We start from the raw sequence: 23,657 nt of genomic DNA, 5'->3' as shown, positions 1-23,657 counted from the left end.
AAAATGAAAAATATTAAAATAAAAAATATATCTCTTGCTGTTGCAATGTTGGGTTTAAGCCTTACCGCAAATTCTTGTGCAGATGATTTAAGACAAGAGCCAATTACAGAAATTACTGCTGCAAGTCTTTACAAAGACTTTGGAAATTATAAAAATCTTGTAGCAAAACTTTATGGTGGTTTGGCTGTGGGCGGACAGTCTGGAGGTGACGGTAATGGTGATATTGCTGATATTGACGGTGGATTCTCTAACTATATGAGACTTCTCTACATCATGAATGTAATCACTACTGACGAAGCAGTGATTGGATGGAATGACGGAACACTTCCTGAATTTCATAAAATGACATGGACTCCTGCCAATGAATTCAATAATGCAATGTATTATAGACTATATACTGAGATTGCATTCTGTAATGAATTTATTAAAAATACTACCAATGAAATGCTGGGGCAGAATGGTATTTCTGGAGCAAATCTTGATGAGGCAAAAGCGATGAGAGCAGAAGCCCGATTCTTGAGAGCTCAGGCATATTATCATCTTTTAGATATGTATGGTAATGTTCCTATGGTAGATGAGACAACTTTTGGAACTTTACCAAAACAAATGAACAGAGCTGCATTATTTACTTTCGTTGAGTCCGAACTTAAATTAGCGGAGTCAGAGCTAAAGGCTCCCAGAACAAATGACTACGGTCGTGCTGACAAAGCTGCTGCATGGTCACTTTTATCAAGATTGTATCTGAATGCAAAGGTATATAATAACACCGAAAGATATGCAGACGTTATTGAAAACTGTAACAAAGTAATCGCTGCAGGTTATTCTATAAATCCTTCATACGAAAAACTTTTCCTTGCTGACAACAATGTAAATAACCCTGAAAATATATTTTCAGTGGTTTATGATGGTCAGTATACTCAGACTAATGGTGGTACTACATTCTTGGTTCACGCATCAATTGGAGGTTCCATGGTTCCTGCCTCATTCGGTGTTAATGGTGGCTGGGGTGGTATTCGAACTACAAAAGCTTTCGTTCAGAAATTTCAGGCAAGTGATTTAAGAGGTCGTTTCCACACAGCAGGTCAGACTTTAGAAATCAATGATCTTGCAAACTTTAATGATGGATATGCGTTTATAAAATATAAAAATGTAAAAAGTACCGGTCAGGCTGGAATACATGATAACTGGGTTGAAACTGATCTTCCTATTTACCGACTAGCTGATGTTTACCTGATGTATGCTGAAGCAGTCTTAAGAGGCGGTGGAGGCAACTCAGCGACAGCTTTGGGATATGTTAATGCATTACGTACAAGGGCTAATGCGTCAACTGTAAGTTCTATTGATCTGAATTTTATCCTTGACGAGAGATCAAGAGAATTATCTTGGGAAATGACAAGAAGAAGTGATTTGATCAGATTCGGTAAATTTACTACGTCAGCATATTTATGGCCTTGGAAAGGAAACGTGAAAGATGGGATAGGTGTAGCAGATTACAGAAATATTTTCCCGATTCCAAACAACGATCTTGTAGTAAATTATAATTTAGTTCAAAATCCTGGGTATTAATAGTTAAAATCTTAAATAATGAAATATATATATAAAATATTTTCAGTTTTTGCAGTTTTGTTTTTGTTCTCTGCTTGTGAAAAAGATGAAGATACGACGGTAGTAAGCGAGCTTACGACAAGTTCATTAAAAGCAGATAAAACAATAGTAGTCTTAAGCGAGCTCGTTTCAGAAACTGCAGCAGTAAATTTTACATGGCAAAAACCTACATTCAACGTAGCAATAGTTCCAACTCAACAAATTGAATTTGCTAAGAAAGGGAATAATTTTTTAAACTCTACCATAATTGGTTATGGAAGTAATGTAAGTACATCTGCAGTTACCCATGCACAGCTTAATATGATTATGTCTGATTTAGGAGCTACTGCTGATGTGGTAAGCCAGATCGAAGCAAGACTTGTTACTGTTTTGGGACAGAAAAAAGTGTATTCTTCTCCTGTGACAATTTCAGTGACTCCTTATACTCCAAATCCTGACAATGCATATCCGAAAATAAATGTTCCGGGTGCGTTTGGTGCAACATCTGGTTATACTGGCTGGGCTCCCGCAAATACGGCAAATCTTTATTCTCCAGAGAAAGATAATAAATACAGAGGTTTTATTTATGTTTCAAGTGTAGCTGGTGATGATGGAAAATATAAGTTTACGATCAATCAGGATTGGCCGGGAAATAAAGGAGATGATGGCACGCTTACAGGAAAACTTGCTTTAGATGGTTCAGATATCAAAGCTACTGTGGCAGGAACCAGATATATCAAAGTTGATTGGGTAGCAAATACCTACTCATCAGTCTTGGCTAATTTTGGTGTGATCGGTGACGCTACTCCTGCTGGTTGGGGTTCAGATACAGATTTGGTTTACAATTCTGCTACGAGAACTTACGTTATCAATTCAATAGCTCTAACTGCTGGAGGAGTTTTTAAATTCAGAGCCAATGATGACTGGGCAATGAAGATTCAGCCTGCTGCAGCAGATCAAACTTTAGCTTCAGGTACAGGAGTTCAGACCTTCTTTAGTACAGAAGGTACTGTAACTGGAGATCCGGCTTACAAAGTTTCCGTTTCAGGAAATTATAAAATCGAATTAGATTTACATAATTCTGCTAATTACAAATTAACTGTTACGAAATTATAACATATACTACCTAATTTACATAGCAAACTGTTGCTGTAAAGCAGCAGTTTTTTTATTTTTAAAGTTTATAATAATCAATATGAAGAAAATGACAATCGGAGCATTTTTGCTCTCAATGATGTTTGGAGGTGCCAATGCACAATCTTTAAAATCGCCGGATGGAAAGTTCGAAATGGATTTCCAGTTGAAACAAGGCGTTCCTTATTACAATCTTAAATATAACGGTAAAACGGTAGTTGAAGATTCAAAATTAGGATTGAGAATTTTTAAAGATTCTTCAATAAAATTTGCTTCCGAAATTGCAAAACCTGAAGATGCAAAACTAGATTTAAATAGCGGTTTCGCAAAAACTGACGAAAAAAGAGATTCGAAAAACGAAACCTGGCAGCCTGTTTTAGGTGAAAAGAAAAATTATATCAACAATTATAATGAATTGGCAGTTACGCTCAATCAGGCGAGTACAGACAGAAATATCATTGTTAAATTCAGATTGTTCAATGATGGGTTAGGTTTCAGATATGAGTTCCCCCAGCAGAAAAATTTGAATTATTTTGTCATTCGTGAAGAAGATTCAGAGATCGATTTCCCTTCAGATATGAAAGCCTGGTGGATGGTTGCAGATTACGATTCTCAGGAATATCAATATCAGGAAACAAAAGTTTCAGAAATTCCTGCAAGATGGCCAAAAGCTGCTGATGCCAATGCTTCTCAGACCTTAATCAAAAATGCAGTTCAGTCTCCTTTGATGCTGAAAAAAGAAGGGAAAGAGCCTTTGTATATCAACGTTGCCGAGGCAGCAGTTTTAGATTATCCTGCTTCTCATTTGGAAGTTGATGCTCAGGATTTTAAGCTGAAAACTCATCTTACGGCAGACAGGCAGGGAGCCAAAGGGTATATGCAGACTCCTATGGTTACGCCTTGGAGAACCATTATCGTTGCTCCGAAAGCAGAAGATGTGATGGATTCTAAAATGATTTTTAATCTGAATGAACCTACTAAATACACCGATACTTCTTACATTCATCCTACAAAATATATGGGTGTTTGGTGGGAAATGATTATCGGGAAATCTCAGTGGGCATACGGTCAGCCGGAATCAAATGTACGTTTAGGGGAGACCGATTTTACCAAACTTACACCTAATGGAAAACATGGCGCCAACAATACAAAAGTAAAAGAATATATCGACTTTGCAGCTGAAAACGGTTTTCAGGGACTTTTAGTTGAAGGCTGGAATGTGGGTTGGGAAGACTGGTTCGGACGTTCAAAAGAATATGTTTTTGATTTTATTACGCCATACCCGGATTTCGATATCAAAATGTTAAACGAATATGCACATTCAAAAGGAATTAAGCTGATTATGCACCACGAAACTTCAGGTTCTGCAACGAACTATGAAAGATGGTCTGATAAAGCATTTCAGTTGATGAATAAATATGGCTATGATGCTGTGAAAACAGGATATGTAGGAGATATTATTCCCAGAGGTGAGCATCATTATTCTCAATGGATGATCAATCATTATTACAGAATTGCAGAAAAAGCAAACGAGTACAAAATAATGATCAATTCTCACGAATCGGTGCGTCCTACAGGAGAAAGCCGTACCTATCCGAACTACATTTCTGCTGAGGCAGCTCGTGGAACAGAATACGAAGCTTTCGGAGGAAACAATCCTGATCACCAGACAATTCTTCCATTTACAAGATGGATGGGAGGTTCTATGGATTACACGCCGGGAATTTTCCAGACCAAATTAGATTATTACTTCCCTGGAGATACCCGTTTTGTAAAAACAACACTGGCAAAGCAGTTGGCATTGTATGTCACGATGTATATGCCGCTTCAGATGGCTGCCGATTTACCTGAAAACTACAAAAAGCACATGGATGCCTTCCAGTTTATCAAAGATGTTGCAGCAGATTGGGATGATACCAAAATCTTATCAGCTGAACCTGGAGATTATGTCATTACGGCAAGAAAAGCAAAAGGTACAGAAAACTGGTTTGTAGGCGGAATTACCGATGAAAATAAGCGTGACTATACAGTAGATTTTTCTTTCCTGGATAAAGGTAAAAAATATGAGGCAGTAATTTATGAGGACGGAAAAGATGCAGATTACATCGACAATCCTCAAAGCTACAATATCTACAAAAAGCAGATCACGAGCAAGTCTAAAATTCCTTTCAAAATGGTAAGAAGCGGAGGTTTTGCGATCTCTATCAAACCTGTGAAATAAAATTCGCCCTCTATGAAGGATAGATTTGAGCGCAGCGGGAAAGACGGGTAATTTTATACGTAATTTTATTTTTAGAAGCTGTTTCCCGCTCTTCACTGTATCTTTTTTTTCCTTGGCTTTTGCCTAAAACAAAAAAGGATGTCGTTGCGATCAGGGCTAAGATAAGCTCCATATATTCAAACTTTGTTGAGGTTTAAAAGCTCTCGACAAAGTTTTTTTTGTAAATTGAAATTTAAAATTCTTACAGATGAAGTTGATGACTACCATATTCAGCAAGCAGAATGTTTTTCTTCTCTTGTTGATCGTAATGGTCTTACTGGCAAAGCTGATCCCGTTTCACGAATCTTATAATCAATATTTCAATCTCGCAGGTTTCATAGATTGGGGAATTGCCGTAATATTTCTTTTGTATGGTCTAAAACTAAATCTGAAAGAAGTTGTAAAAGACGTATCCAACTGGAAATTACACCTGCTGATTCAGTCCGGTACTTTTATTATTTTTCCGTTACTGGCGCTGATATTCTATCCGTTTGCAAAAGATTCGGAGTATTTTAATCTTTGGCTTTCGGTGTTTTTTCTGGCAAGTCTTCCGTCAACAGTTTCTTCATCCGTCGTGATGGTTTCTATTGCAAAAGGAAATGTAACTTCCGCGATCTTCAACGCCTCTATCTCCGGAATTATCGGAATTATAATGACACCATTGCTGATGAGTTTCTTTCTCACAGCAAACAGTGAAGGAGGTAATCAGACCGAAATTATTGAGCAACTTCTACTCAAAGTCCTTCTGCCCATTATTTTAGGAATTCTGCTGAATCCGTTGTTCAAAAAATGGGTGAACAAATACGCAAACATTATTTCAGAATTCGACCGCCTCATTATCTTGCTGATTGTATATGAAAGTTTTTCGACAGCATTTTTAGAAAATGTCTTTGTTTCGGTACCTGCATTAGTCTTTGTCGTCTTAGCATTCAGCGTTATATTTTTATTTTTTACAACCTACTTTATTTTAAAATTGATTGCGACAAAACTTAAATTTAAACCTAAAGATATCATCACTGCAACATTCTGTGGTTCCAAAAAATCACTGGTTCACGGCAGTTTATTTCTCCTTGTTTTAGGTATTCCCAATGATCAGAAAGTTCTCTTTTTGTTGCCGGTAATGATTTATCACAGTTTCCAGCTTTTCTATGTCAGTTGGCTGGCAAGTTATCTTTCAAAAAAGTATACCGTTGTTGAGGTACAAGAAATTATTTAATTATCTTTAAATCTATGAATTTGCTCAAAAAAATCACTTCTCTGTCTGCACTTTCGCTTATTTCAATGATGAATGCACAATCTGTTCGCACAATTCTGAATAAAAAAGAATCGTTCAGAAAAGACACTATATTTTCCATTAAAGCAGATACAAAAGCAACATATTTTCCCGTAACGATTATAAAAGGCAAGCAGAAAGGCCCCGTTTTCAGTATTGTCGCAGGAATTCACGGCTACGAATATCCGCCCATCATTGCCATTGAGGAATTGTTGAACGAAGTAAAACCTGAAAATCTCAAAGGCACTTTAATTATTGTTCCGATTGCCAATGTAGAATCTTTTCAGAAGAGAACGCCGTTTGTAAATCCTCTCGATCAGAAAAATTTAAATAACGCTTTCCCCGGTTCACCAATTGGAAGTCCGACCGATCAGATTGCCCATTTAATAACTCAAGAAATTATTTCAAATTCAGATATATTTTTAGATATTCACGGTGGTGATGCCAATGAAGATCTTTTACCCTTCGTTTGCTATTACGACAGAAAAGATACTCCCGAAAAAACAAATGCCGCAAAATCTTTATCCCGGCAATCAGGAATGAAGTATGTTGTTTCATATCCTTATAATTTAGCCCAAACAGAACCTGCAAAATATGCTTTCAAACAGGCAGCACAACAGGGAATTACGGCTTTAAGTATCGAAGCCGGAAAATTAGGGACTGTTCAGAATGAAAATGTTCAGATGATCAAAACAGCTGTTTACAGAATGTTGGAGTATTCTAACATGTATTCTTCGCCATTTAAAAATAAAGTACAGGCCAAAACTATACAACTCGACAATCAGGACTACATCCGTGTTCCTGAAAACGGAATTTTCTACAGCCTTTTAAAAAGTGGGGATAGCGTACGCAAAAACCAGATTTTAGGATACATCACTGATGAATTTGGAAAGAAGAAACAAGACATTATCTCAGAAACCAACGGAATTATTTTATACAAAGTCGGTACACCGCCTGTGAATAAAGGAGAAACGCTCTTTTGTATCGGCTATACCAAATCTTAATAACTATTTATGAAAAAAATATATGCCATTTTTGCTTTGTCGGCATCCGCTGTCGCTTTTGCCCAGATTCAGAAAGTAGAACCTGCGTTTTGGTGGAAGGGAATGAAAAATCCCGAAATCCAGATTCTTGTGTATGGAAAAGACATCGCTAATAATGAAATCGAGCTTTCAGATGGAATAAAAGCAGTAGATATTCAAAAAGTTGAAAATCCTAACTATCTTTTTGTTACCGTCAATACCAACGAAGTTAAGGGTTCAAACTTTAAAATTAATATTAAAAAAGGCAAGAAAAATGTTGATTCCTACAACTATGAATTAAAAAAGAGAAATCCCAATTCTGCCAATAGAGAATCTTTTACTTCCAAAGATGTAATGTATCTAATAATGCCCGACCGTTTTGCAAATGGTGATGGAAATAACGATTCGATGCCGAATTTGACCGAAAAAGCAAACCGAACTTTACCAAACGGTCGGCATGGCGGAGATTTGCGTGGAATTATTAACAATCTTGATTATATCCAAAATTTAGGAGCAACTTCAGTCTGGTTAACGCCTGTAAACGAAGACAACGAAAAAGTCTATTCTTATCATGGGTACGCTCAAACCGATTTGTATAAAATCGACGGCCGCTACGGAACCAACGAAGAATACCGGGAACTTTCCCAAAAATTAAACAAAAGAAACATGAAACTGGTGATGGATTACGTCACCAATCACTGGGGAATTTCTCATTGGATGATCAAAGATTTGCCTACAAAAGATTGGATCCATTTATTTAGCGATGAAAAAAATGGTTTTAAACGTTCCAATTACAAAACAACGACACAATTTGATATAAACGCTTCTGAAGCTGATAAAAGAGTAGCTCTTGACGGCTGGTTTGATACCACAATGCCCGATATAAACCAGAAAAATCCTTTGGTTTTAAAATATTTAACCCAAAATGCAATCTGGTGGATTGAGTATGCTGAATTAGGAGGTTTTCGTGTAGACACGTATCCTTACAACGATAAAGAAGCAATGGCAAAATGGGCAAAAGCGATCACCGATGAATATCCGAAATTCAATATTGTTGGTGAAACATGGCTGAATACGGCAGGTCATATTTCAGCTTGGCAAAAAGATTCGAAAACGGGAGAAGCGGCGAATTATAATTCAAATCTGCCTTCAGTGATGGATTTTATGCTTTATGATGAGCTTCCGAAAGCTATCAAAGAAAAAGATGGCTGGAATAATGGGATGAATAGACTCTACAACAGCTTTACAAATGATTTTCTTTATCCTGATATCAACAATGTGATGGTTTTCTTTGAGAACCACGACACCGAAAGATGGAATGAGATTTTCAACAGTGATCCAAAAGCCTATAAATTAGGTTTGACATTACTCTCGACCGTACGCGGAATTCCGCAGATTTATTACGGTTCAGAAATTGGAATGCGTGGCGACAAAAACAAAGGCGGCGACGCAGATATCCGAAGAGATTTTCCCGGTGGCTGGAAATCTGATAAACAGAATGCCCTAAATCCTTCAACCCAAACTCCACAACAAAAAGAATTTTATGATTTTACTCAAAAATTACTGAACTGGAGAAAAGGAAAAGAAGTTATTCATACCGGAAAAACTAAAAATTTCGTTCCTCAGAATAATGTTTTTGTGTACTTTAGATACAACGAAAAAGAAACCGTAATGGTTGTAGTAAACAATAATGATAAAGATGAAACTCTAGATTTAAAACGTTTTTCAGAGACCATCAAATCGTCAAGAAAAGGGAAAGATATTATTTCAGGAAAAGAAATTTCTCTGCAGAATAATTTAATAGTTCCTGCAAAAACCTCAATGATTATTGAACTTAACTAAATATTTGAGTTAAAAATAAAAAAGATTAAATATGAAAAAGACAACAATATTCTTAACACTTGCTTTATTTGTTTTGAGTTTTACAGCAGTTTCTGCTCAAACAGGATTTGATAAAGAGAAAACAGCGATCAATAAAATGCTCGATGATTTCAATATTGCAGCTGCAAAAGCAGATTACAAAACTTATTTTGATTTTTTTGCTGAAGAATCTACTTTTATCGGAACCGATGCAACAGAAATCTGGGACAAAAAGGAGTTTATGGTCTGGGCAAAACCACATTTTGATAAAAAGAAAACGTGGGATTTTACTTCATTAAAAAGAAATATTTACTTTGCAAAAGATGGAAAATTGGCTTGGTTTGATGAATTATTGGATACTCAAATGAAAATCTGCCGTGGTTCCGGAGTTTTAGAAAAAATAAATGGTGTATGGAAAGTAAAACAATATGTGCTTTCGATGACGGTTCCCAATGAGATTGTTGATAGAGTAGTTGACGAAAAAAGGGTAATAGAAGATGCGCTCATCGACAAATTAAAAGCAAAGTAAAAAATGGCAAATAAAATAAAGCCAAATTTGTCTATGGCTCAGATCATCAACATGAGCATGGGTTTTTTGGGAATTCAGATGGCTTTTGGGCTTCAAAACGGAAATGCAAGCCGTATTCTGGGGAACTTCGGTGCAGATGTGCATGAGCTTTCATGGTTTTGGCTGGTTGCGCCGATTACTGGTTTGATCGTTCAGCCAATCATTGGTCATATGGGCGACAATACATGGAGTCCTTTGGGTCGTAGAAAACCTTATTTTTTAATCGGTGCAATTCTCTGCGCGATTGGTTTGGTTTTGCTTCCAAATGCAGCTTCTGCAACCCAGATGATGGCTGCTAATGTTTTGCTTTTAGCGGTGATTTTTCTTGCGATGATGGATGCATCTATTAATGTAGCTATGGAACCATTTCGTGCGTTGGTGGGCGATATGCTTCCGAAACATCAGGGAACTTTAGGCTTTTCAGTTCAGACGATTTTAATTGGTATTGGTGCAGTTATCGGATCTTATCTGCCGGATTGGCTAACTAAATTAGGCGTTTCTAATGTTGCTCCTGCAGGATTTGTCGCTGATAATGTGATTTATGCATTTTACTTTGGTGCCGGAATTCTTTTATTGACGATCATTTATACAATTGTTACTACAAAAGAATATTCACCAAAAGAATTTGCTGAGTTTGAAGGCGGAAAAGAAATTGTAGAAGAACCTTCTAAATTTAAAGATATTTTTAGTGATTTTGCTAAAATTCCGAACTTGATGAAAAAACTGGGTATTGTTCAGTTTTTCTCTTGGTTTGCTTTATTTACGATGTGGGTTTTTACGACGAGTGCTTTAGCAACTCATCAATTCGGTCTTTCTCCGGAAGACACGCATTCTGTTGCTTTCAATAAAGCAGGTGATCTTACCGGAAAATTATTTGGGATGTATAATCTCTGGGCGATTCCTTTTGCTTTTTTATTAACGCCGATTGCTAAGTTGATTGGCAAAAAACAAACCCATGCTTTGGCTCTCTTTTGCGGTGGATTAGGGCTGATCTCAATGTATTTTATCAAAGATACTTCACTACTTTGGATCTCAATGATCGGGCTTGGTTTTGCTTGGGCAAGTATTTTGGCAATGCCTTATGCAATGCTCATCGATGCAATTCCACAAAAAAAGATGGGCGTTTTTATGGGGATTTTCAACTTCTTTATTGTGATTCCTCAAATTATCAACGGACTTTTTGGAGGGCCAATTGTAAAAGGTGCTTTCGGAAATTACGCAATGGGTTATGTTGTTGTTGGTGGAATCTGTATGCTTTTGGCGGCAATTCTTACCTTAATTTTTATTAAAACAGACGATTCAAATCCAAAAGAAATTGAAGAAGAAATACAACAGGTACATTTTTAATTTAATTAGAAGTTAGAAATTATTTTTGATAACATTCAACATTATCACCATTATATATCAATAGGAGCGGACTTTAGTCCGCTTTTTTAATAGCTTTTTGTATTTCTTAGCTAAGTTTACAGCTTTGTATAACTTTAAAATGGTCAAATTTTAATATTCTTTGTTTGCCTTTACATTAGTAAAAAACAGGTCTACATATATATTTAGCATGAAAATTCACTTCGAAGAAAATTCACAATTCACAATTTACCATTCACCAAAAAATCCTTTCTTACCTTACATCAACATTTCTCTACTATCGACACCGTACATTTGTACCATAAATAATCAAAAAAATATCGATAATATGAAAACAGTTTATCACAAAGCAGATACAAGAGGTCATGCCAATCATGGTTGGTTAAATTCTTATCACACCTTCAGTTTCGCAGGTTATCAAAATCCTGAAAGATCGCATTTCGGAGTTTTGAGAGTATTAAATGACGATACCGTCTCTCAGGGAATGGGTTTTGGAACTCATCCGCACAAAGACATGGAAATTATTTCAATTCCGTTGGAAGGTGATTTAGAACACAAAGATTCAATGGGTACAACTGCTGTTATCAGAAAAGGAGAAATTCAGGTAATGAGCGCCGGAACCGGTGTGATGCACAGTGAGTACAATAAAAATAAAGACGAAGCCGTAAAATTCTTGCAGATCTGGGTTTTTCCAAGAGAAACAGGTGTTGAGCCAAGATATGATCAGAAAAGTATTGCAGACGGTGAAAAAAATAATGGATTCCAACAGATTTTATCACCCGATAAAAACGATGCCGGAGTTTGGATTCATCAGGATGCATGGTTTAATTTGGCTAAATTCACCAAAGGAAACGGTAAAAACTATATGATCAATAAAAAAGGAAACGGTGTTTATGCTTTTGTTTTAAAAGGAAGTGCCAAAGTGGGCGACAGAGTTTTAAGTGAAAGAGATGGTTTAGGAATTTGGGATACCCAAAGTTTCAACATTGAAGCAACAGAAGATACCGAAATACTTTTAATGGAAGTTCCTATGGAATTACCTTCTTATTTAAAATAAAAAAAAATATTTTTGCCGAATAAAAATTCCCCTTCCTTGGAGGGGTGACGAAAATTCGAAAGAATTTTTGACGGGGTGGTTTTAGTACTACTTCAACAATAATACATTAAAACTTAGACAAATTTAAATATACAATGAAAATTTTAGCAGTAGCAGGAAGTAATTCCGAAACATCAATCAATAAATTATTAGTTTCTTACGCAGCTTCATTAATTGAAAATGCAGAAGTAGAAATCATTGACATGAACGATTTTGAAATGCCAATCTACAAACATCAGCGCGAAGTAGAAAGCGGAGTTCCTCAGGAAGCAAAAAACTTGGCAGAAAAAATAGATGCTGCAGACATTCTTTTAGTTTCTTTGTCTGAGCACAACGGAACGTATTCTACAGCATTTAAAAATGTTTTCGACTGGACTTCAAGAATCAAACAAAGAGCTGTTTGGAACGAAAAACCAATGTTGTTAATGGCTACAGCTCCTGGTGGAAGAGGTGGTTTGGGAGTTTTGGAAGCTGCAGAAAAGCGTTTTCCGTTACATGGAGGGAATATTATCGATACTTTTACCCTTCCATTCTTTAATGATAACTTCGATAAAGAAGCAAATGTGATTTCTAATGCAGAGAAAAACAGTGAGTTAAAAGAAAAAGTAGCAAAGATTGCTTCTGTTGAAATAATCTTAGAAAAATAGCATTTGAAAATTAATATAAAATTAATATCTTTGCAAAAAGAAAAAGTAATGAAAATTCAGACCACTTTTAAAGAATGTTTCTCCAAAAAAGGGAATATTGTGGACTCTGAAATTCTGAGATAAAATAACGGCCGATAATCTACTAAGATTGTCGGCTTTTTTGTTTTCTAAATTTGAATAAAAAGTAAAAATAAAATGTACCAATTTATCAATGTAACAGTTTACCAATTTTAGACCATTGTTACATTATTACATTGATACATTGCTAAATTATTAAGCATGAGCAACACGTACAAATCTGCAGGAGTAGACAAAGAAGAAGGTTACAAAACCGTTGACAAGATCAAAAAAGCGGTGGGCGAAACTCACAATTCCAATGTTTTGAATCATTTGGGAAGCTTTGGAGCTTTCTACGAGATTGGAGGTTACAAAAATCCAGTGTTGGTTTCGGGAACAGATGGAGTAGGAACGAAGCTGAAAGTAGCTTTAGATTCAAAAAAATATGACTCTATCGGGGTTGACTGTTTCGCGATGTGTGCAAATGATATTCTTTGTCATGGTGCAAAACCATTATTTTTCCTGGATTATTTAGCTTGCGGAAAATTAGATTCCGAAATCGCTGCAGAAATCGTTTTAGGAATGGTAGCGGCTTGTAAAGACAATAATTGTGCGCTTATCGGTGGTGAAACTGCTGAAATGCCGGGAATGTACAAACCGGGAGACTACGACGTTGCTGGATTCTGCGTTGGAATTGTTGAAAAAGATCAGATTATTGACGGTTCAAAAATCAAACCTGGAGACAAAATTATTGCTTTACCAAGTTCAGGTTTCCACTCAAACGGATTCTCTTTGGTAAGAAAAGTGTTCCCTGATTTTAATGAAGAATTTGAAGGGAAACCTTTGTACGAAACACTTTTAGTTCCTACAAGACTATATTATAAAGATATTCATAAGGTAATTGAAGAAGTAAAAGTTGCAGGTATCGCTCACATTACTGGCGGTGGTTTGTACGAAAACATTCCAAGAATTATTGGTGATGGTTTGTGTGCTACAATCGATGCTTCAAAAATTCAGATTCCTAGTATTATGGTAGAACTGGAAAAAAGAGGAGGCGTGGCTCACGAAGAAATGTTCGGAACCTTCAATATGGGGGTTGGGATGATCGTTGTAGTTGATGCAGAACATGCAGAAAAAGTATTACACCTTTTGGATGATGCGTACGAAATCGGAGAAATCACAGAAGGAGCTGAAAAAATAGATTTAAAATTTTAAATAAAAATAGAATTTAGTATTAGAGATTAGGTTTAAACTAATTTCTAATTTCTAACTTCTAACTTCTAATTAATGAAAAACTTAGTTATACTCGTTTCAGGTTCAGGAACCAATCTACAGAGAATTATTGATACCATTGATAATGGAGAGATCCAAAATGCAAAAGTATCTTTAGTGGTTGCGGATAGAGAATGTTTCGGGTTGGAAAGAGCAAAAAATCATAACATAGAAAACGTTTTGATTCCGAGAGGAAAGAACTTCAGTAGCGAATTGAGTAAAATCATTCCAGAAAATACTGATCTTATCGTTTTAGCTGGTTTTTTATCAATCTTAAAACCTGAATTTTGTGAAAACTGGGGCGGGAAAATAATCAATATTCATCCTGCTTTACTTCCAAAATTTGGAGGAAAAGGAATGTGGGGACATCATGTTCACAATGCGGTGATTGAAGCTAAAGAAAAAGAAAGCGGAGCGACAGTACATTTTGTAACTCCTGGAATTGACGAAGGAGAAGCGATTCTGCAAAAATCATTCGAAGTTACTGAAAACGATACTCCCGAAACTGTTGCAGAAAAAGTTCACAAAATTGAATATGAAATTTTTCCGATAGCAATAAATAAAGTACTCAATAATGTACCAATGTAACAATGTATCAGTTTACCAATTAATCAAATTGGTACATTGTTACACTAATATATTGTTACATTAATAAAATAAAGACACACTTAGATTGATTAAAAAAGATTTCGAAAAAGTAAAAAATCTAAGTAAAGTAAGATCGGAGGTGAAAGAACCGGTCTACAGTTTGAAATAACTGTAAAAAGTAAAAATTGAAAGTCCCAAAAGGACGATTTAACCAAGTGTAGAGTGAAATCCTATGCTGAAAATGAAAGTAAAAATGAGTGAAAATCGCAATATTGCGGTTTTCGCTTAAAAAAATGAAAAATCTATGAGCAAGAGAGTTTTGATCAGTGTTTCTGACAAAAGCGGATTAACAGAATTCGCACAGTTTTTGGAATCCCAAAATTATGAATTGATTTCTACAGGCGGGACGTTCAAACATTTGAAAGAGGCTGGTTTAAATCCCATTCAGATCGACGAAGTAACAGATTTTCCTGAAATGTTGGATGGAAGAGTGAAAACTTTACACCCAAAAGTTCACGGTGGTTTATTGGCGGTTCGTTCAAACGAAGAACACATGAAAACGGTTCAGGAGCACGGAATTGGCTTAATCGACATGGTGATCGTTAATCTTTATCCTTTCTTTGAAAATGTAAATAAAGATATTTCTTTACATGAAAAGGTAGAATTTATCGATATTGGTGGACCATCAATGCTTCGTTCAGCAGCTAAAAACTTCGATTCTGTAACCGTAATTACCGATGTTGAAGATTATACGAAAGTAAAAATCGAAATGGAGCAAAACGGTGACACGTACATCGAAACTCGTAAAAGATTAGCCGGAAAAGTATTTAATCTTACTTCAGCCTATGATGCCGCGATCTCAAGAATGCTTTTAGAAGAAGATTATCCAACATATTTAAGTGCTTCTTATAAAAAAGTTTCAGACCTTAGATATGGTGAAAACCCACATCAGACAGCAGCATATTATGTTTCTACTTTCGAAAACGGTGCGATGAAAGATTTCGAACAGTTGGGAGGTAAAGAATTGTCTTTCAATAACCTTCGCGATATGGATCTTTGCTGGAAAGTGGTTACAGAATTTAAAGAAGAAATGGCTTGTTGTGCTGTAAAGCATTCTACACCTTGTGGAGTGGCTATCGGAACTTCAGCTTTGGAGACTTACCAAAAAACTTTTGAATGTGATCCTGTTTCTATCTTTGGCGGAATTGTTGCAATGAACTACAAAATCGACGCAGCAACATCTGAAGAATTAAACAAAACATTCCTTGAGATTGTAATGGCTCCTGATTTTGATGAAGAAGCATTGGAAGTTTTAAGAAAAAAGAAAAATTTAAGAATTATAAAAATCGTTAATCCAGTTTCTGACAAGCAAACTTGGGTAAAAGTTGACGGAGGAATTTTAGTTCAGGATAACGACAGTATTTTCTCAGATGATATTAAAGTGGTTACTGAAACACAACCGACAGAAGCACAGCAAAAAGCATTATTGTTCTCTCAGAGAGTGGTAAAATATGTGAAATCTAACGCGATCGTTGTGTCAAACGGTATTCAGGCTTTCGGAATCGGAGGCGGACAGGTTAACAGAATCTGGGCAACTCAACAAGCAATTGAAAGAGCTAAAGAAAAATTCACAGGAGATCTTGTTTTGGCTTCTGATGCATTTTTCCCTTTCCGTGATGTGGTAGATTTCTGCGCTCAGGAAGGTATTACGGCAATTATTCAGCCGGGTGGAAGTGTAAAAGACCAAGACAGCATCGAAGCGGCAAATGAGCACAAAATCCCGATGATGTTTACTGGTGTTAGACATTTTTTCCATTAATTAAAATAGAATTAAAAAATAATTTGAGATTGTATTTATAGCATTCAAAATTATATATTTGTACAATAGACTAGATAATAAATAAAGTATGAGAATATTAATCATAGGTGAAGGTGGTAGAGAATCTGCTTTGGCAGCAAAACTTCAGAAAGATTCTAGAGTGAGTCATATGTTTTTCGCCAACGGAAATGCAACTACTGGTGCGATAGGAAAAAATGTTCATTTATCAGAGATTAAAGAACTTAGAGATTTTGCAATCAAAGAAAAAGTAGATCTTACGATTGTAGGACCAGAAGCTCCTTTGGTAGCTGGTTTGAAGGATGAATTTAAGAAACATGGTCTTAAGGTTTTCGGTCCGAATCAGAAAGTGGCAAGTCTTGAAGGAAGTAAAGCTTTCTCTAAGAAATTTATGCAGACCTATGATATTAAAACAGCAAAAGCTGTGGTATTTGATTCTTATCCTGAAGCTAAAGAATATGTTCAGAATCAAGAATATCCTTTGGTTGTAAAAGCAAGTGGTCTTGCTGGTGGAAAAGGAGTTGTAATCTGCGAAACTTTGGAAGAAGCAGAAGCTACGATTCACGATTTCATGATAAGAAGAATCTACGGCGATGCAGGAATTCGTTTGGTTATCGAAGAATATTTAGAAGGTTTTGAAGCATCAATAATTGCATTCTCAAATGGTGAAAAAATATTCCCATGTATTGCAGCTAAAGATTACAAAAAAGTAGGAAACGGCGATACAGGTCCAAATACAGGAGGAATGGGTTCAGTAGCTCCAAGCCCTGAATTCACAGAAGTACATTATGTTGATTTTGAAAACAATATTTTGAATCCAACTGTAAAAGGTCTTAAAGCTGAAGGTTTCACGTTCAAAGGAATGATTTTCTTTGGATTGATGATTACCAAAAACGGGACTTACTTATTAGAATACAACATGAGATTCGGTGATCCTGAAACTCAGGTTTTGATGGCATTAATGGAAAATAATCTGTTAGATGTAATCAACGACTGTATGAGCGGTAAAGAAATCGAGCTTAAATTTAGAGACGAAAAAGCAGTGTGTTTGGTGATGTGTTCAGGTGGTTATCCTAGAAATATCGAGACTGGTTTTGAAATCACGGGTGAAGAAAAAGTAAGACACAGTCAGCTTTTATATGCAGGAGCAATCAAAAAAGGAGATAAAGTGGTTTCCAACGGCGGTAGAGTTTTAAATATCGTTGCAACAGGCGCTACCTATGAAGAGGCCAGCAAAAAGGTATACGAAGACGCTAGTCATGTACATTTCGATTACGGCTTCTACAGAGAAGACATCGGAAAGTTTTAATATAAAGCCCTGATTTGTCGGGGCTTTTTTTATTAGAAGCTATTTCCCGCTTTTCGCTATATCTTTTTTGTCATTGCGAACAAAGTACAGCAATATGCTGAACTGGTTTACAATCGCAATAACAAAAAAGGATGTCGCTGCAATCGGGGCTATGGTTTTCGGTATTTCAACAAAAATTAGTTATCAATCATCATTTATCAATTATAAAAATGAACAACGGTATTATCATTTTAGATTTCGGATCTCAGTACAACCAGCTTATCGGAAGAAGAATCCGTGAAATGGGGGTTTATTCCGAAATTTTACCTTTCAATACACCATTAGAAACAATTTTAGAAAAGCAGCCGAAAGGGATCATCCTTTCCGGTGGACCAAGTTCTGTGAATGCGGAAAATGCTCATTTGGTTGAAAAAGAATTGTATGAACAAGGAATTCCGGTTTTGGGAATTTGCTACGGAATGCAACTTACAGCACATCTTTTAGGTGGAAAAGTACACAAAGGAGTAAAAGGAGAATACGGAAAAGCACATTTGGAAATCGTAAAAGAATCTTCTTTATTAAAAGGCGTTACCAACGATTCTATTGTTTGGATGAGCCACTTTGACGAAGTTGGAGAATTACCTGCAGGTTTCGAGTTAAATGCAAAATCTGGTGTAATCGCTTCAATTTCTAACGAAGACAAAAAAATATATTGCGTACAGTTTCACCCTGAAGTTTCTCACACAGAAGAAGGTGGCAAAATGCTGGAGAATTTCGTGTTCCCGATTTGTAATGCAGAGAAAAACTGGAAACTTACAAATTATATTGAAAAAACAGTTGAAGAAATCAAAGAAAGAGTAGGAGATCAGAAAGTGATTCTTGGTCTTTCAGGAGGTGTAGATTCTTCTGTTGCTGCAGTTTTAATTCATAAAGCGATTGGTGATCAATTGCAATGTATCTTCGTAGACACAGGATTGTTGAGAAAAGATGAAGATGTAAAAGTAATGGAAAACTATGGAGAACATTTCCATATGAACATTAAGCTTGTTGATGCTAAAGAAAGATTCTTATCAAAATTAGCCGGAGTTGATGATCCTGAAGCAAAAAGAAAAATCATCGGAAACGAATTTATTCATGTTTTTGATGAAGAATCTCATAAAATTGAAGGCGCAAAATTCTTAGCGCAAGGAACAATTTATCCTGATGTGATCGAAAGTCAGTCAGTAAACGGACCTTCTGCAGTGATCAAATCGCACCACAATGTTGGCGGACTTCCAGAAGAAATGGAGTTTGAATTATTAGAGCCTTTAAGAGAATTATTCAAGGACGAAGTAAGGAAAGTAGGTGAAGAATTGGGTATTCCTCATCATTTGGTACACAGACATCCTTTCCCTGGTCCTGGTTTAGGGATCAGAATTTTGGGCGCTGTAGATGCTGAAAAAGTTAAAATCCTTCAGGAAGCGGATGATATTTTCATCGAAGAATTGTATAAAAATGATTTGTACGATAAAGTTTCTCAAGCTTTCGTAGTACTTCTTCCTGTAAAATCTGTAGGAGTAATGGGGGACGAAAGAACGTATGAATACACAGCAGTTGTTCGTTCAGCAAACACGATCGACTTTATGACGGCAACGTGGAGCAGACTTCCTTACGAGTTTTTAGATACTGTTTCAAGCAGAATCATCAACGAAGTAAGAGGAATCAACAGAGTAGCTTACGATATCTCAAGCAAACCACCTGCAACAATAGAGTGGGAGTAATTTTGACTTGAATTTTAAATATAAATCCTGCCTTCGGCGGGATTTTTTGTTTTATTTTTGAATAAACTTTAATATGAAAAATATTCTAATAACAATTTTTATAGTTGTACTCTCATCTTGTAATAAGAATCCTAAAATTACTGAAGTTGTAGAGAATAAAAAGATAATTGCTGAAATTGATCGGTTTATAGAAGATTCAGACAAAAAAAATAAAGAAAAATTTATGGTAGTTTCCGGATTTCATGACTCACAGAAACAGAAAATAGATATTCTTTTTACAAATCAAAAACCAGTTATCATTACCGAAAATACAGCAAGATATAATGATGAAATTAAAAATAGTAAATATGGTTATTTCACCTATAAAAATTATGAGTTTCTGGTTTCTGATAAAATGAAAAGTGTTTTTAAACTGGATTATAAAAATTTTGATGCGATGAAAAAACATTTTACCATAAAAAAGAACTTTGCTACGAAAGAAGAGGCAATGAAAAGTAAATGGAGAACCATGTATATGAGGTTGAACACCGCAAAAGATTCCGTAGAACAGAGCACATCTCAGAAATATCCTTATCTGATTATAGCCGTTAAAATAAATTTTATAATAAATCCTGCCCTTTGCAGGATTTTTTTTTGATTGTATTTTAAAATATAAATATTTTCTACATTTGTCCTATGAAAATAGCATACCTCGGCCCACAAGCCAGTTTCACACAATTAGCAGCGTCTCAGATTTTCCCGAGTGAAGAATTAGTTCCTCAGTCGAGTATTTTAGATTGCTTTAATGCAGTGAAAAATAATGAAGTAGATAAAGCCGTAGTTCCATTAGAAAATTCTATTGAAGGAACAGTTTCTATGACCCTCGATTATCTCTACGATTTTGAAGTTTTTATCGAAACCGAATTGGTGATGCCGATTGCGCATCATTTGATGATTCATCCCGATAACGAAACTTTTGAGAAAGTCATTTCACATCCGCAAGCTTTGGCGCAGACTTTTCATTTCAGGTATGATCATTTTAAAGACATTCCTTCGCAGGATTATAGTTCTACAGCGGCTTCAGCTAAATTGGTTTCTGAAAATCCTCAGGAAAAATGGGCGGCAGTCGCCAATAGATATTCAGCAAAACTGTATGGCTTAAAAATTATTCATGAAAACATTCAGGATTTTGAGCAGAATCATACCAAGTTTATTGTGATTTCAAAAACGAAATCTGCTTTAGATATTCCTTTACCCAGAACTTCAGAAAAAACGTCTTTAATCATTACGCTTCCCGAAGATCATGCAGGAGGTCTTCATCAGGTGCTTTCTGTTTTTGCTTGGCGAAAAATGAACCTTTCGAAAATTGAAAGCAGAACGTTGAAAACAGGTTTGGGAAATTATTTTTTCTTCATCAATGTAGCAAGTGAATGGCACAATGTTTTGTCCCAAAATGCTATCGACGAGATTATCGCATTAGGAACTAAAGTGAAATTTTTGGGACATTATAATGAATATATTTTTGAAGAATAATTTTAGCTTGCATTTCTAAAGATTATTGCTGAAAAATCTGTAATTTACATTTCCAAAATTATCACAGATGATAGATAAATTAAAATCTAAAAGCAATATTAATGATGAATTTAAATATGTTGCCAAACTTCTGAGTCGTGCCACATTAAGCTTCCTGAAAATCAATCTTATCGGGCAGATTTCTATTGCAATTCTTTGTATTATCACAATTATTGTAATTGTGAGTCAGACATTTAATAATGGTGGCGGACCGGTTCATACCAACGGACAAGCTGCCATTTTAGTATTATTTGCAGCAAGACCGATTTCTTTCGGATTGACGATACTCAGTATTTTTGGAGCTCCGATTCTGTTATTCACATTAGGAAATAAATATGTGATGTTTCGTACGATGAACAGGTTGATTGCTGATAAAGGTGAACAATTACTTTTCCCGATAATTGACAGAATTTTAAATAAAACAAAAGATAATCAACCACAATTATTTCAAAAAGGAACGGATAAAGCCAAGCTCCAGCTGAAGATATTACAGGAAATAAGAGATTCTAAAGAAAATAAATGGTTCAAGAAAATCATTAGCTACGGTTTCAAGAAAGTTGAACTTGACGAAATAGATTTTAAAGATGAAAATGTAAGCTTTACCGAGATTTTAAAGGGAAAAATCATTGATAAGCTTGAAGATATTTCACAACCAAGCCGACTGTTTTTCTATCTTATTTTGGGTTGGCAGGCTTTGATTTTGTTGTTGACTGTTTTTAAGGTTATTTAATATTTGATCTGAAGTGTCAAGTTTTAATATTGAAAGTAGTTTTTAAAAGGAATAATTTTTGAACGTAACTTGCAATTCAATTTACTCTCACCACAATATGTTTGATAAGCAGCAAAGAAAACTAAAAAGATCGGCAAAACTGATTTCCGTTTTAAGTAAGTACGGATTCAAAGATATGATTGCCAGAATGGGCAAAAAACCGGAAGAGGGTATTGCTCAATCTGACGAAATCATCTCAAAAGGAACTGTTTATGAACGCATTCGTCTTGTTTTGGAAGAGTTGGGTCCCACTTTCGTGAAACTCGGCCAGACTTTCAGTAACCGTGAAGATCTGCTTCCACCCGAGCTTATTCAGGAGCTTCAAAAACTTCAGGACAGAGTAGAAGTAGTAGAAATGAATGTGGAGGAAATCCTTGAGAATGAATTCAATATTATTCCCAAAGAACATTTTTCAGAAATTATTGCAAAACCTTTGGCAACGGCGTCTATTGCACAAGTTTACAAAGCAACTTTAATTTCTGGGGAAGAAGTTATTCTGAAAATTAAAAAGCCAGACGTGTTATCGGTTATTGAAGACGATTTACTGTTGATAAAAGATTTGGTAAAACTCATTTCAACGTATTCTGAAATCGGTGCTAAACTGAATCTGAAGCAGGCAATTTTAACTTTTGAAAAATCGTTGCTCGAAGAAGTTTCTTTGGTGAATGAAAGAAATAATATTCAGCAGTTTGCTTTAAATTTTAAAAATAATAAAGAAACTTACGTTCCGAAAGTCTATGATGAGTTTTCCAACAATAATATATTGTGCATGGAATTCATCGACGGAATAAAAGTAACCGATAAAGCGGAATTATTAAAGCATAATATCGACCCGGTTGTGGTTTCAGAAGTTGGTTTAAGGCTTTTTGTCTCGCAGATTTTAGATTACGGATTTTTCCATGCCGATCCTCATGCCGGCAATATTTTGGTAAAAAGAGATGGAAGAGTCGTATTTATAGATTTTGGCGCAGTCGGGAAAATACAGCCAAATGACAAGGAAATTTTAGAAAGTTTAATTGTTGCTTTTGTCGCTAAAAATTCTCATAAAATCGTCCGTTATCTGAAAAAAATGGCGGTGAGCTATGAAATTCCCGATGAGAGAAGATTTGAAAATGATGTTGATGAAGTTTTAAATTTCGTGCATAGCACTTCATTGAAAGACATCGATCCTAATATTATTATCAATAAAATGAAAGATGTTCTGAAAGATAACAGGTTGTATATGCCTGATTATTTTTATCTTTTATTTAAAGGAATTGGCTTGATAGAAGGTGTCGGAAGAACGATCAATCCTGATTTGGATATCGTAAAAAGTCTTCATCCGTACACAAAAAAAATATTAAGCAACAAAATAAGTCCCAAAAAACTCCTGAAAACAGGAATCGAAAAGATAATGACTTTCACCGATAATGTAGACGAAATTCCTAAAGAACTGCGTTCTGTATTAAAAAAACTGGATGATAACAGTTTTACAATTTCGAGTGAAATTAAAAATATTGACAAAACGAATCAGTTAATAAAATCGAGCATTATCAATCTTATTTTAGCGATGATTTTAGGAGCAAATATTATTGCAACAGCCATTGTTTTTGTTTCAGAATCCGGTCCGCGAATTGGGGAAATGTCTTTGGTGGCTGTTCTTGGATTTTTGTTTTCAGTATTGCTGGTAATTATTCTTTTGCTGAGAATTACAAGGAAATGAGAAATTTAATTCAATAAATATATT

Annotated in this window: 20 protein-coding genes; 19 read left to right on the top strand and 1 reads right to left on the bottom strand. The window is 35.5% G+C overall.

Going from position 1 to position 23,657, the window contains the following annotated elements:
* The first annotated feature begins 3 nt into the window (after positions 1–3).
* The 3 genes from OH814_RS06255 to OH814_RS06245 all read left to right on the top strand — a co-directional run bounded on the left by OH814_RS06255 (position 4) and on the right by OH814_RS06245 (position 4,939).
* Entirely contained in the window at positions 4–1,566 is a 1,563-nt protein-coding gene (locus OH814_RS06255; protein WP_115619457.1) for a RagB/SusD family nutrient uptake outer membrane protein, read from the top strand.
* An 18-nt stretch (positions 1,567–1,584) separates the two neighbouring features.
* The gene (locus OH814_RS06250) at positions 1,585–2,700 is read left to right on the top strand and encodes a SusE domain-containing protein (protein ID WP_308827553.1); all 1,116 of its coding nucleotides are present in this window, start codon (positions 1,585–1,587) and stop codon (positions 2,698–2,700) included.
* A gap of 79 nt (positions 2,701–2,779) precedes the next feature.
* Complete coding sequence (locus OH814_RS06245; protein ID WP_308827552.1) at positions 2,780–4,939, top strand: glycoside hydrolase family 97 protein; 2,160 nt, start codon at positions 2,780–2,782, stop codon at positions 4,937–4,939.
* Between the two features lie 10 nt (positions 4,940–4,949).
* Here the strand turns inward: OH814_RS06245 and OH814_RS06240 are convergent, their stop codons facing one another.
* Positions 4,950–5,111 (bottom strand): hypothetical protein, encoded by a 162-nt coding sequence (locus OH814_RS06240; RefSeq protein WP_308827551.1) that lies wholly within the window; start codon positions 5,109–5,111, stop codon positions 4,950–4,952.
* Positions 5,112–5,195: 84 nt separating this feature from the next.
* Here OH814_RS06240 and OH814_RS06235 point away from each other — a divergent pair, with 84 nt between their 5' ends.
* The 16 genes from OH814_RS06235 (at position 5,196) to OH814_RS06160 (ending at position 23,633) form a co-directional block, all read left to right on the top strand.
* A complete protein-coding gene (locus OH814_RS06235) occupies positions 5,196–6,194 on the top strand; it encodes a bile acid:sodium symporter (RefSeq protein ID WP_308827696.1) in 999 nt (332 codons plus the stop codon).
* 14 nt (positions 6,195–6,208) lie between these two features.
* Entirely contained in the window at positions 6,209–7,255 is a 1,047-nt protein-coding gene (locus OH814_RS06230) for a M14 family metallopeptidase (RefSeq protein WP_308827550.1), read from the top strand.
* A 9-nt stretch (positions 7,256–7,264) separates the two neighbouring features.
* Entirely contained in the window at positions 7,265–9,115 is a 1,851-nt protein-coding gene (locus tag OH814_RS06225; protein WP_308827549.1) for a glycoside hydrolase family 13 protein, read from the top strand.
* Between the two features lie 31 nt (positions 9,116–9,146).
* Entirely contained in the window at positions 9,147–9,662 is a 516-nt protein-coding gene (locus OH814_RS06220; protein WP_308827548.1) for a nuclear transport factor 2 family protein, read from the top strand.
* A 3-nt stretch (positions 9,663–9,665) separates the two neighbouring features.
* Entirely contained in the window at positions 9,666–11,048 is a 1,383-nt protein-coding gene (locus tag OH814_RS06215; RefSeq protein WP_308827547.1) for an MFS transporter, read from the top strand.
* A gap of 346 nt (positions 11,049–11,394) precedes the next feature.
* Positions 11,395–12,123 carry a pirin family protein gene (locus OH814_RS06210; RefSeq protein WP_076559029.1) on the top strand — a complete coding sequence of 243 codons (729 nt, stop codon included), beginning with the start codon at positions 11,395–11,397 and terminating at the stop codon, positions 12,121–12,123.
* 134 nt (positions 12,124–12,257) lie between these two features.
* Complete coding sequence (locus OH814_RS06205) at positions 12,258–12,809, top strand: NAD(P)H-dependent oxidoreductase (RefSeq protein ID WP_308827546.1); 552 nt, start codon at positions 12,258–12,260, stop codon at positions 12,807–12,809.
* A 279-nt stretch (positions 12,810–13,088) separates the two neighbouring features.
* Positions 13,089–14,081 (top strand): phosphoribosylformylglycinamidine cyclo-ligase, encoded by a 993-nt coding sequence (purM, locus tag OH814_RS06200; RefSeq protein WP_308827545.1) that lies wholly within the window; start codon positions 13,089–13,091, stop codon positions 14,079–14,081.
* 72 nt (positions 14,082–14,153) lie between these two features.
* Positions 14,154–14,726 carry a phosphoribosylglycinamide formyltransferase gene (gene purN / locus OH814_RS06195; protein WP_308827544.1) on the top strand — a complete coding sequence of 191 codons (573 nt, stop codon included), beginning with the start codon at positions 14,154–14,156 and terminating at the stop codon, positions 14,724–14,726.
* Positions 14,727–15,030: 304 nt separating this feature from the next.
* Positions 15,031–16,545: a bifunctional phosphoribosylaminoimidazolecarboxamide formyltransferase/IMP cyclohydrolase gene (purH, locus tag OH814_RS06190; RefSeq protein WP_308827543.1), complete on the top strand. Its 1,515-nt coding sequence runs from the start codon at positions 15,031–15,033 to the stop codon at positions 16,543–16,545.
* A gap of 88 nt (positions 16,546–16,633) precedes the next feature.
* Positions 16,634–17,872: a phosphoribosylamine--glycine ligase gene (gene purD, locus OH814_RS06185; RefSeq protein ID WP_076559019.1), complete on the top strand. Its 1,239-nt coding sequence runs from the start codon at positions 16,634–16,636 to the stop codon at positions 17,870–17,872.
* 209 nt (positions 17,873–18,081) lie between these two features.
* Positions 18,082–19,611 (top strand): glutamine-hydrolyzing GMP synthase, encoded by a 1,530-nt coding sequence (gene guaA / locus OH814_RS06180; protein WP_076559017.1) that lies wholly within the window; start codon positions 18,082–18,084, stop codon positions 19,609–19,611.
* A gap of 73 nt (positions 19,612–19,684) precedes the next feature.
* Positions 19,685–20,248, top strand: coding sequence for a hypothetical protein (locus OH814_RS06175; RefSeq protein ID WP_308827542.1), 564 nt, complete (start codon positions 19,685–19,687; stop codon positions 20,246–20,248).
* Positions 20,249–20,286: 38 nt separating this feature from the next.
* On the top strand, positions 20,287–21,123 hold the full coding sequence (pheA, locus tag OH814_RS06170) for a prephenate dehydratase (protein ID WP_308827541.1): 837 nt from the start codon (positions 20,287–20,289) through the stop codon (positions 21,121–21,123).
* Positions 21,124–21,190: 67 nt separating this feature from the next.
* Positions 21,191–21,892 (top strand): hypothetical protein, encoded by a 702-nt coding sequence (locus tag OH814_RS06165; protein ID WP_308827540.1) that lies wholly within the window; start codon positions 21,191–21,193, stop codon positions 21,890–21,892.
* A 97-nt stretch (positions 21,893–21,989) separates the two neighbouring features.
* On the top strand, positions 21,990–23,633 hold the full coding sequence (locus OH814_RS06160) for an AarF/UbiB family protein (protein ID WP_308827539.1): 1,644 nt from the start codon (positions 21,990–21,992) through the stop codon (positions 23,631–23,633).
* Positions 23,634–23,657 lie beyond the last annotated feature (24 nt).

The organism is Chryseobacterium sp. CFS15 (assembly GCF_031118795.1).
GTDB lineage: Bacteria > Bacteroidota > Bacteroidia > Flavobacteriales > Weeksellaceae > Chryseobacterium > Chryseobacterium indoltheticum.
This window is presented reverse-complemented; position numbering and strand designations above follow the sequence as displayed.

Bases quoted from the DNA above. Each gene is read 5' to 3' on its own strand.
- OH814_RS06255 (WP_115619457.1), top strand. From the start codon at position 4: ATGAAAAATATTAAAATAAAAAATATATCTCTTGCTGTTGCAATGTTG.
- OH814_RS06250 (WP_308827553.1), top strand. From the start codon at position 1,585: ATGAAATATATATATAAAATATTTTCAGTTTTTGCAGTTTTGTTTTTG.
- OH814_RS06245 (WP_308827552.1), top strand. From the start codon at position 2,780: ATGAAGAAAATGACAATCGGAGCATTTTTGCTCTCAATGATGTTTGGA.
- OH814_RS06240 (WP_308827551.1), bottom strand. From the start codon at position 5,111: ATGGAGCTTATCTTAGCCCTGATCGCAACGACATCCTTTTTTGTTTTA.
- OH814_RS06235 (WP_308827696.1), top strand. From the start codon at position 5,196: ATGACTACCATATTCAGCAAGCAGAATGTTTTTCTTCTCTTGTTGATC.
- OH814_RS06230 (WP_308827550.1), top strand. From the start codon at position 6,209: ATGAATTTGCTCAAAAAAATCACTTCTCTGTCTGCACTTTCGCTTATT.
- OH814_RS06225 (WP_308827549.1), top strand. From the start codon at position 7,265: ATGAAAAAAATATATGCCATTTTTGCTTTGTCGGCATCCGCTGTCGCT.
- OH814_RS06220 (WP_308827548.1), top strand. From the start codon at position 9,147: ATGAAAAAGACAACAATATTCTTAACACTTGCTTTATTTGTTTTGAGT.
- OH814_RS06215 (WP_308827547.1), top strand. From the start codon at position 9,666: ATGGCAAATAAAATAAAGCCAAATTTGTCTATGGCTCAGATCATCAAC.
- OH814_RS06210 (WP_076559029.1), top strand. From the start codon at position 11,395: ATGAAAACAGTTTATCACAAAGCAGATACAAGAGGTCATGCCAATCAT.
- OH814_RS06205 (WP_308827546.1), top strand. From the start codon at position 12,258: ATGAAAATTTTAGCAGTAGCAGGAAGTAATTCCGAAACATCAATCAAT.
- purM (WP_308827545.1), top strand. From the start codon at position 13,089: ATGAGCAACACGTACAAATCTGCAGGAGTAGACAAAGAAGAAGGTTAC.
- purN (WP_308827544.1), top strand. From the start codon at position 14,154: ATGAAAAACTTAGTTATACTCGTTTCAGGTTCAGGAACCAATCTACAG.
- purH (WP_308827543.1), top strand. From the start codon at position 15,031: ATGAGCAAGAGAGTTTTGATCAGTGTTTCTGACAAAAGCGGATTAACA.
- purD (WP_076559019.1), top strand. From the start codon at position 16,634: ATGAGAATATTAATCATAGGTGAAGGTGGTAGAGAATCTGCTTTGGCA.
- guaA (WP_076559017.1), top strand. From the start codon at position 18,082: ATGAACAACGGTATTATCATTTTAGATTTCGGATCTCAGTACAACCAG.
- OH814_RS06175 (WP_308827542.1), top strand. From the start codon at position 19,685: ATGAAAAATATTCTAATAACAATTTTTATAGTTGTACTCTCATCTTGT.
- pheA (WP_308827541.1), top strand. From the start codon at position 20,287: ATGAAAATAGCATACCTCGGCCCACAAGCCAGTTTCACACAATTAGCA.
- OH814_RS06165 (WP_308827540.1), top strand. From the start codon at position 21,191: ATGATAGATAAATTAAAATCTAAAAGCAATATTAATGATGAATTTAAA.
- OH814_RS06160 (WP_308827539.1), top strand. From the start codon at position 21,990: ATGTTTGATAAGCAGCAAAGAAAACTAAAAAGATCGGCAAAACTGATT.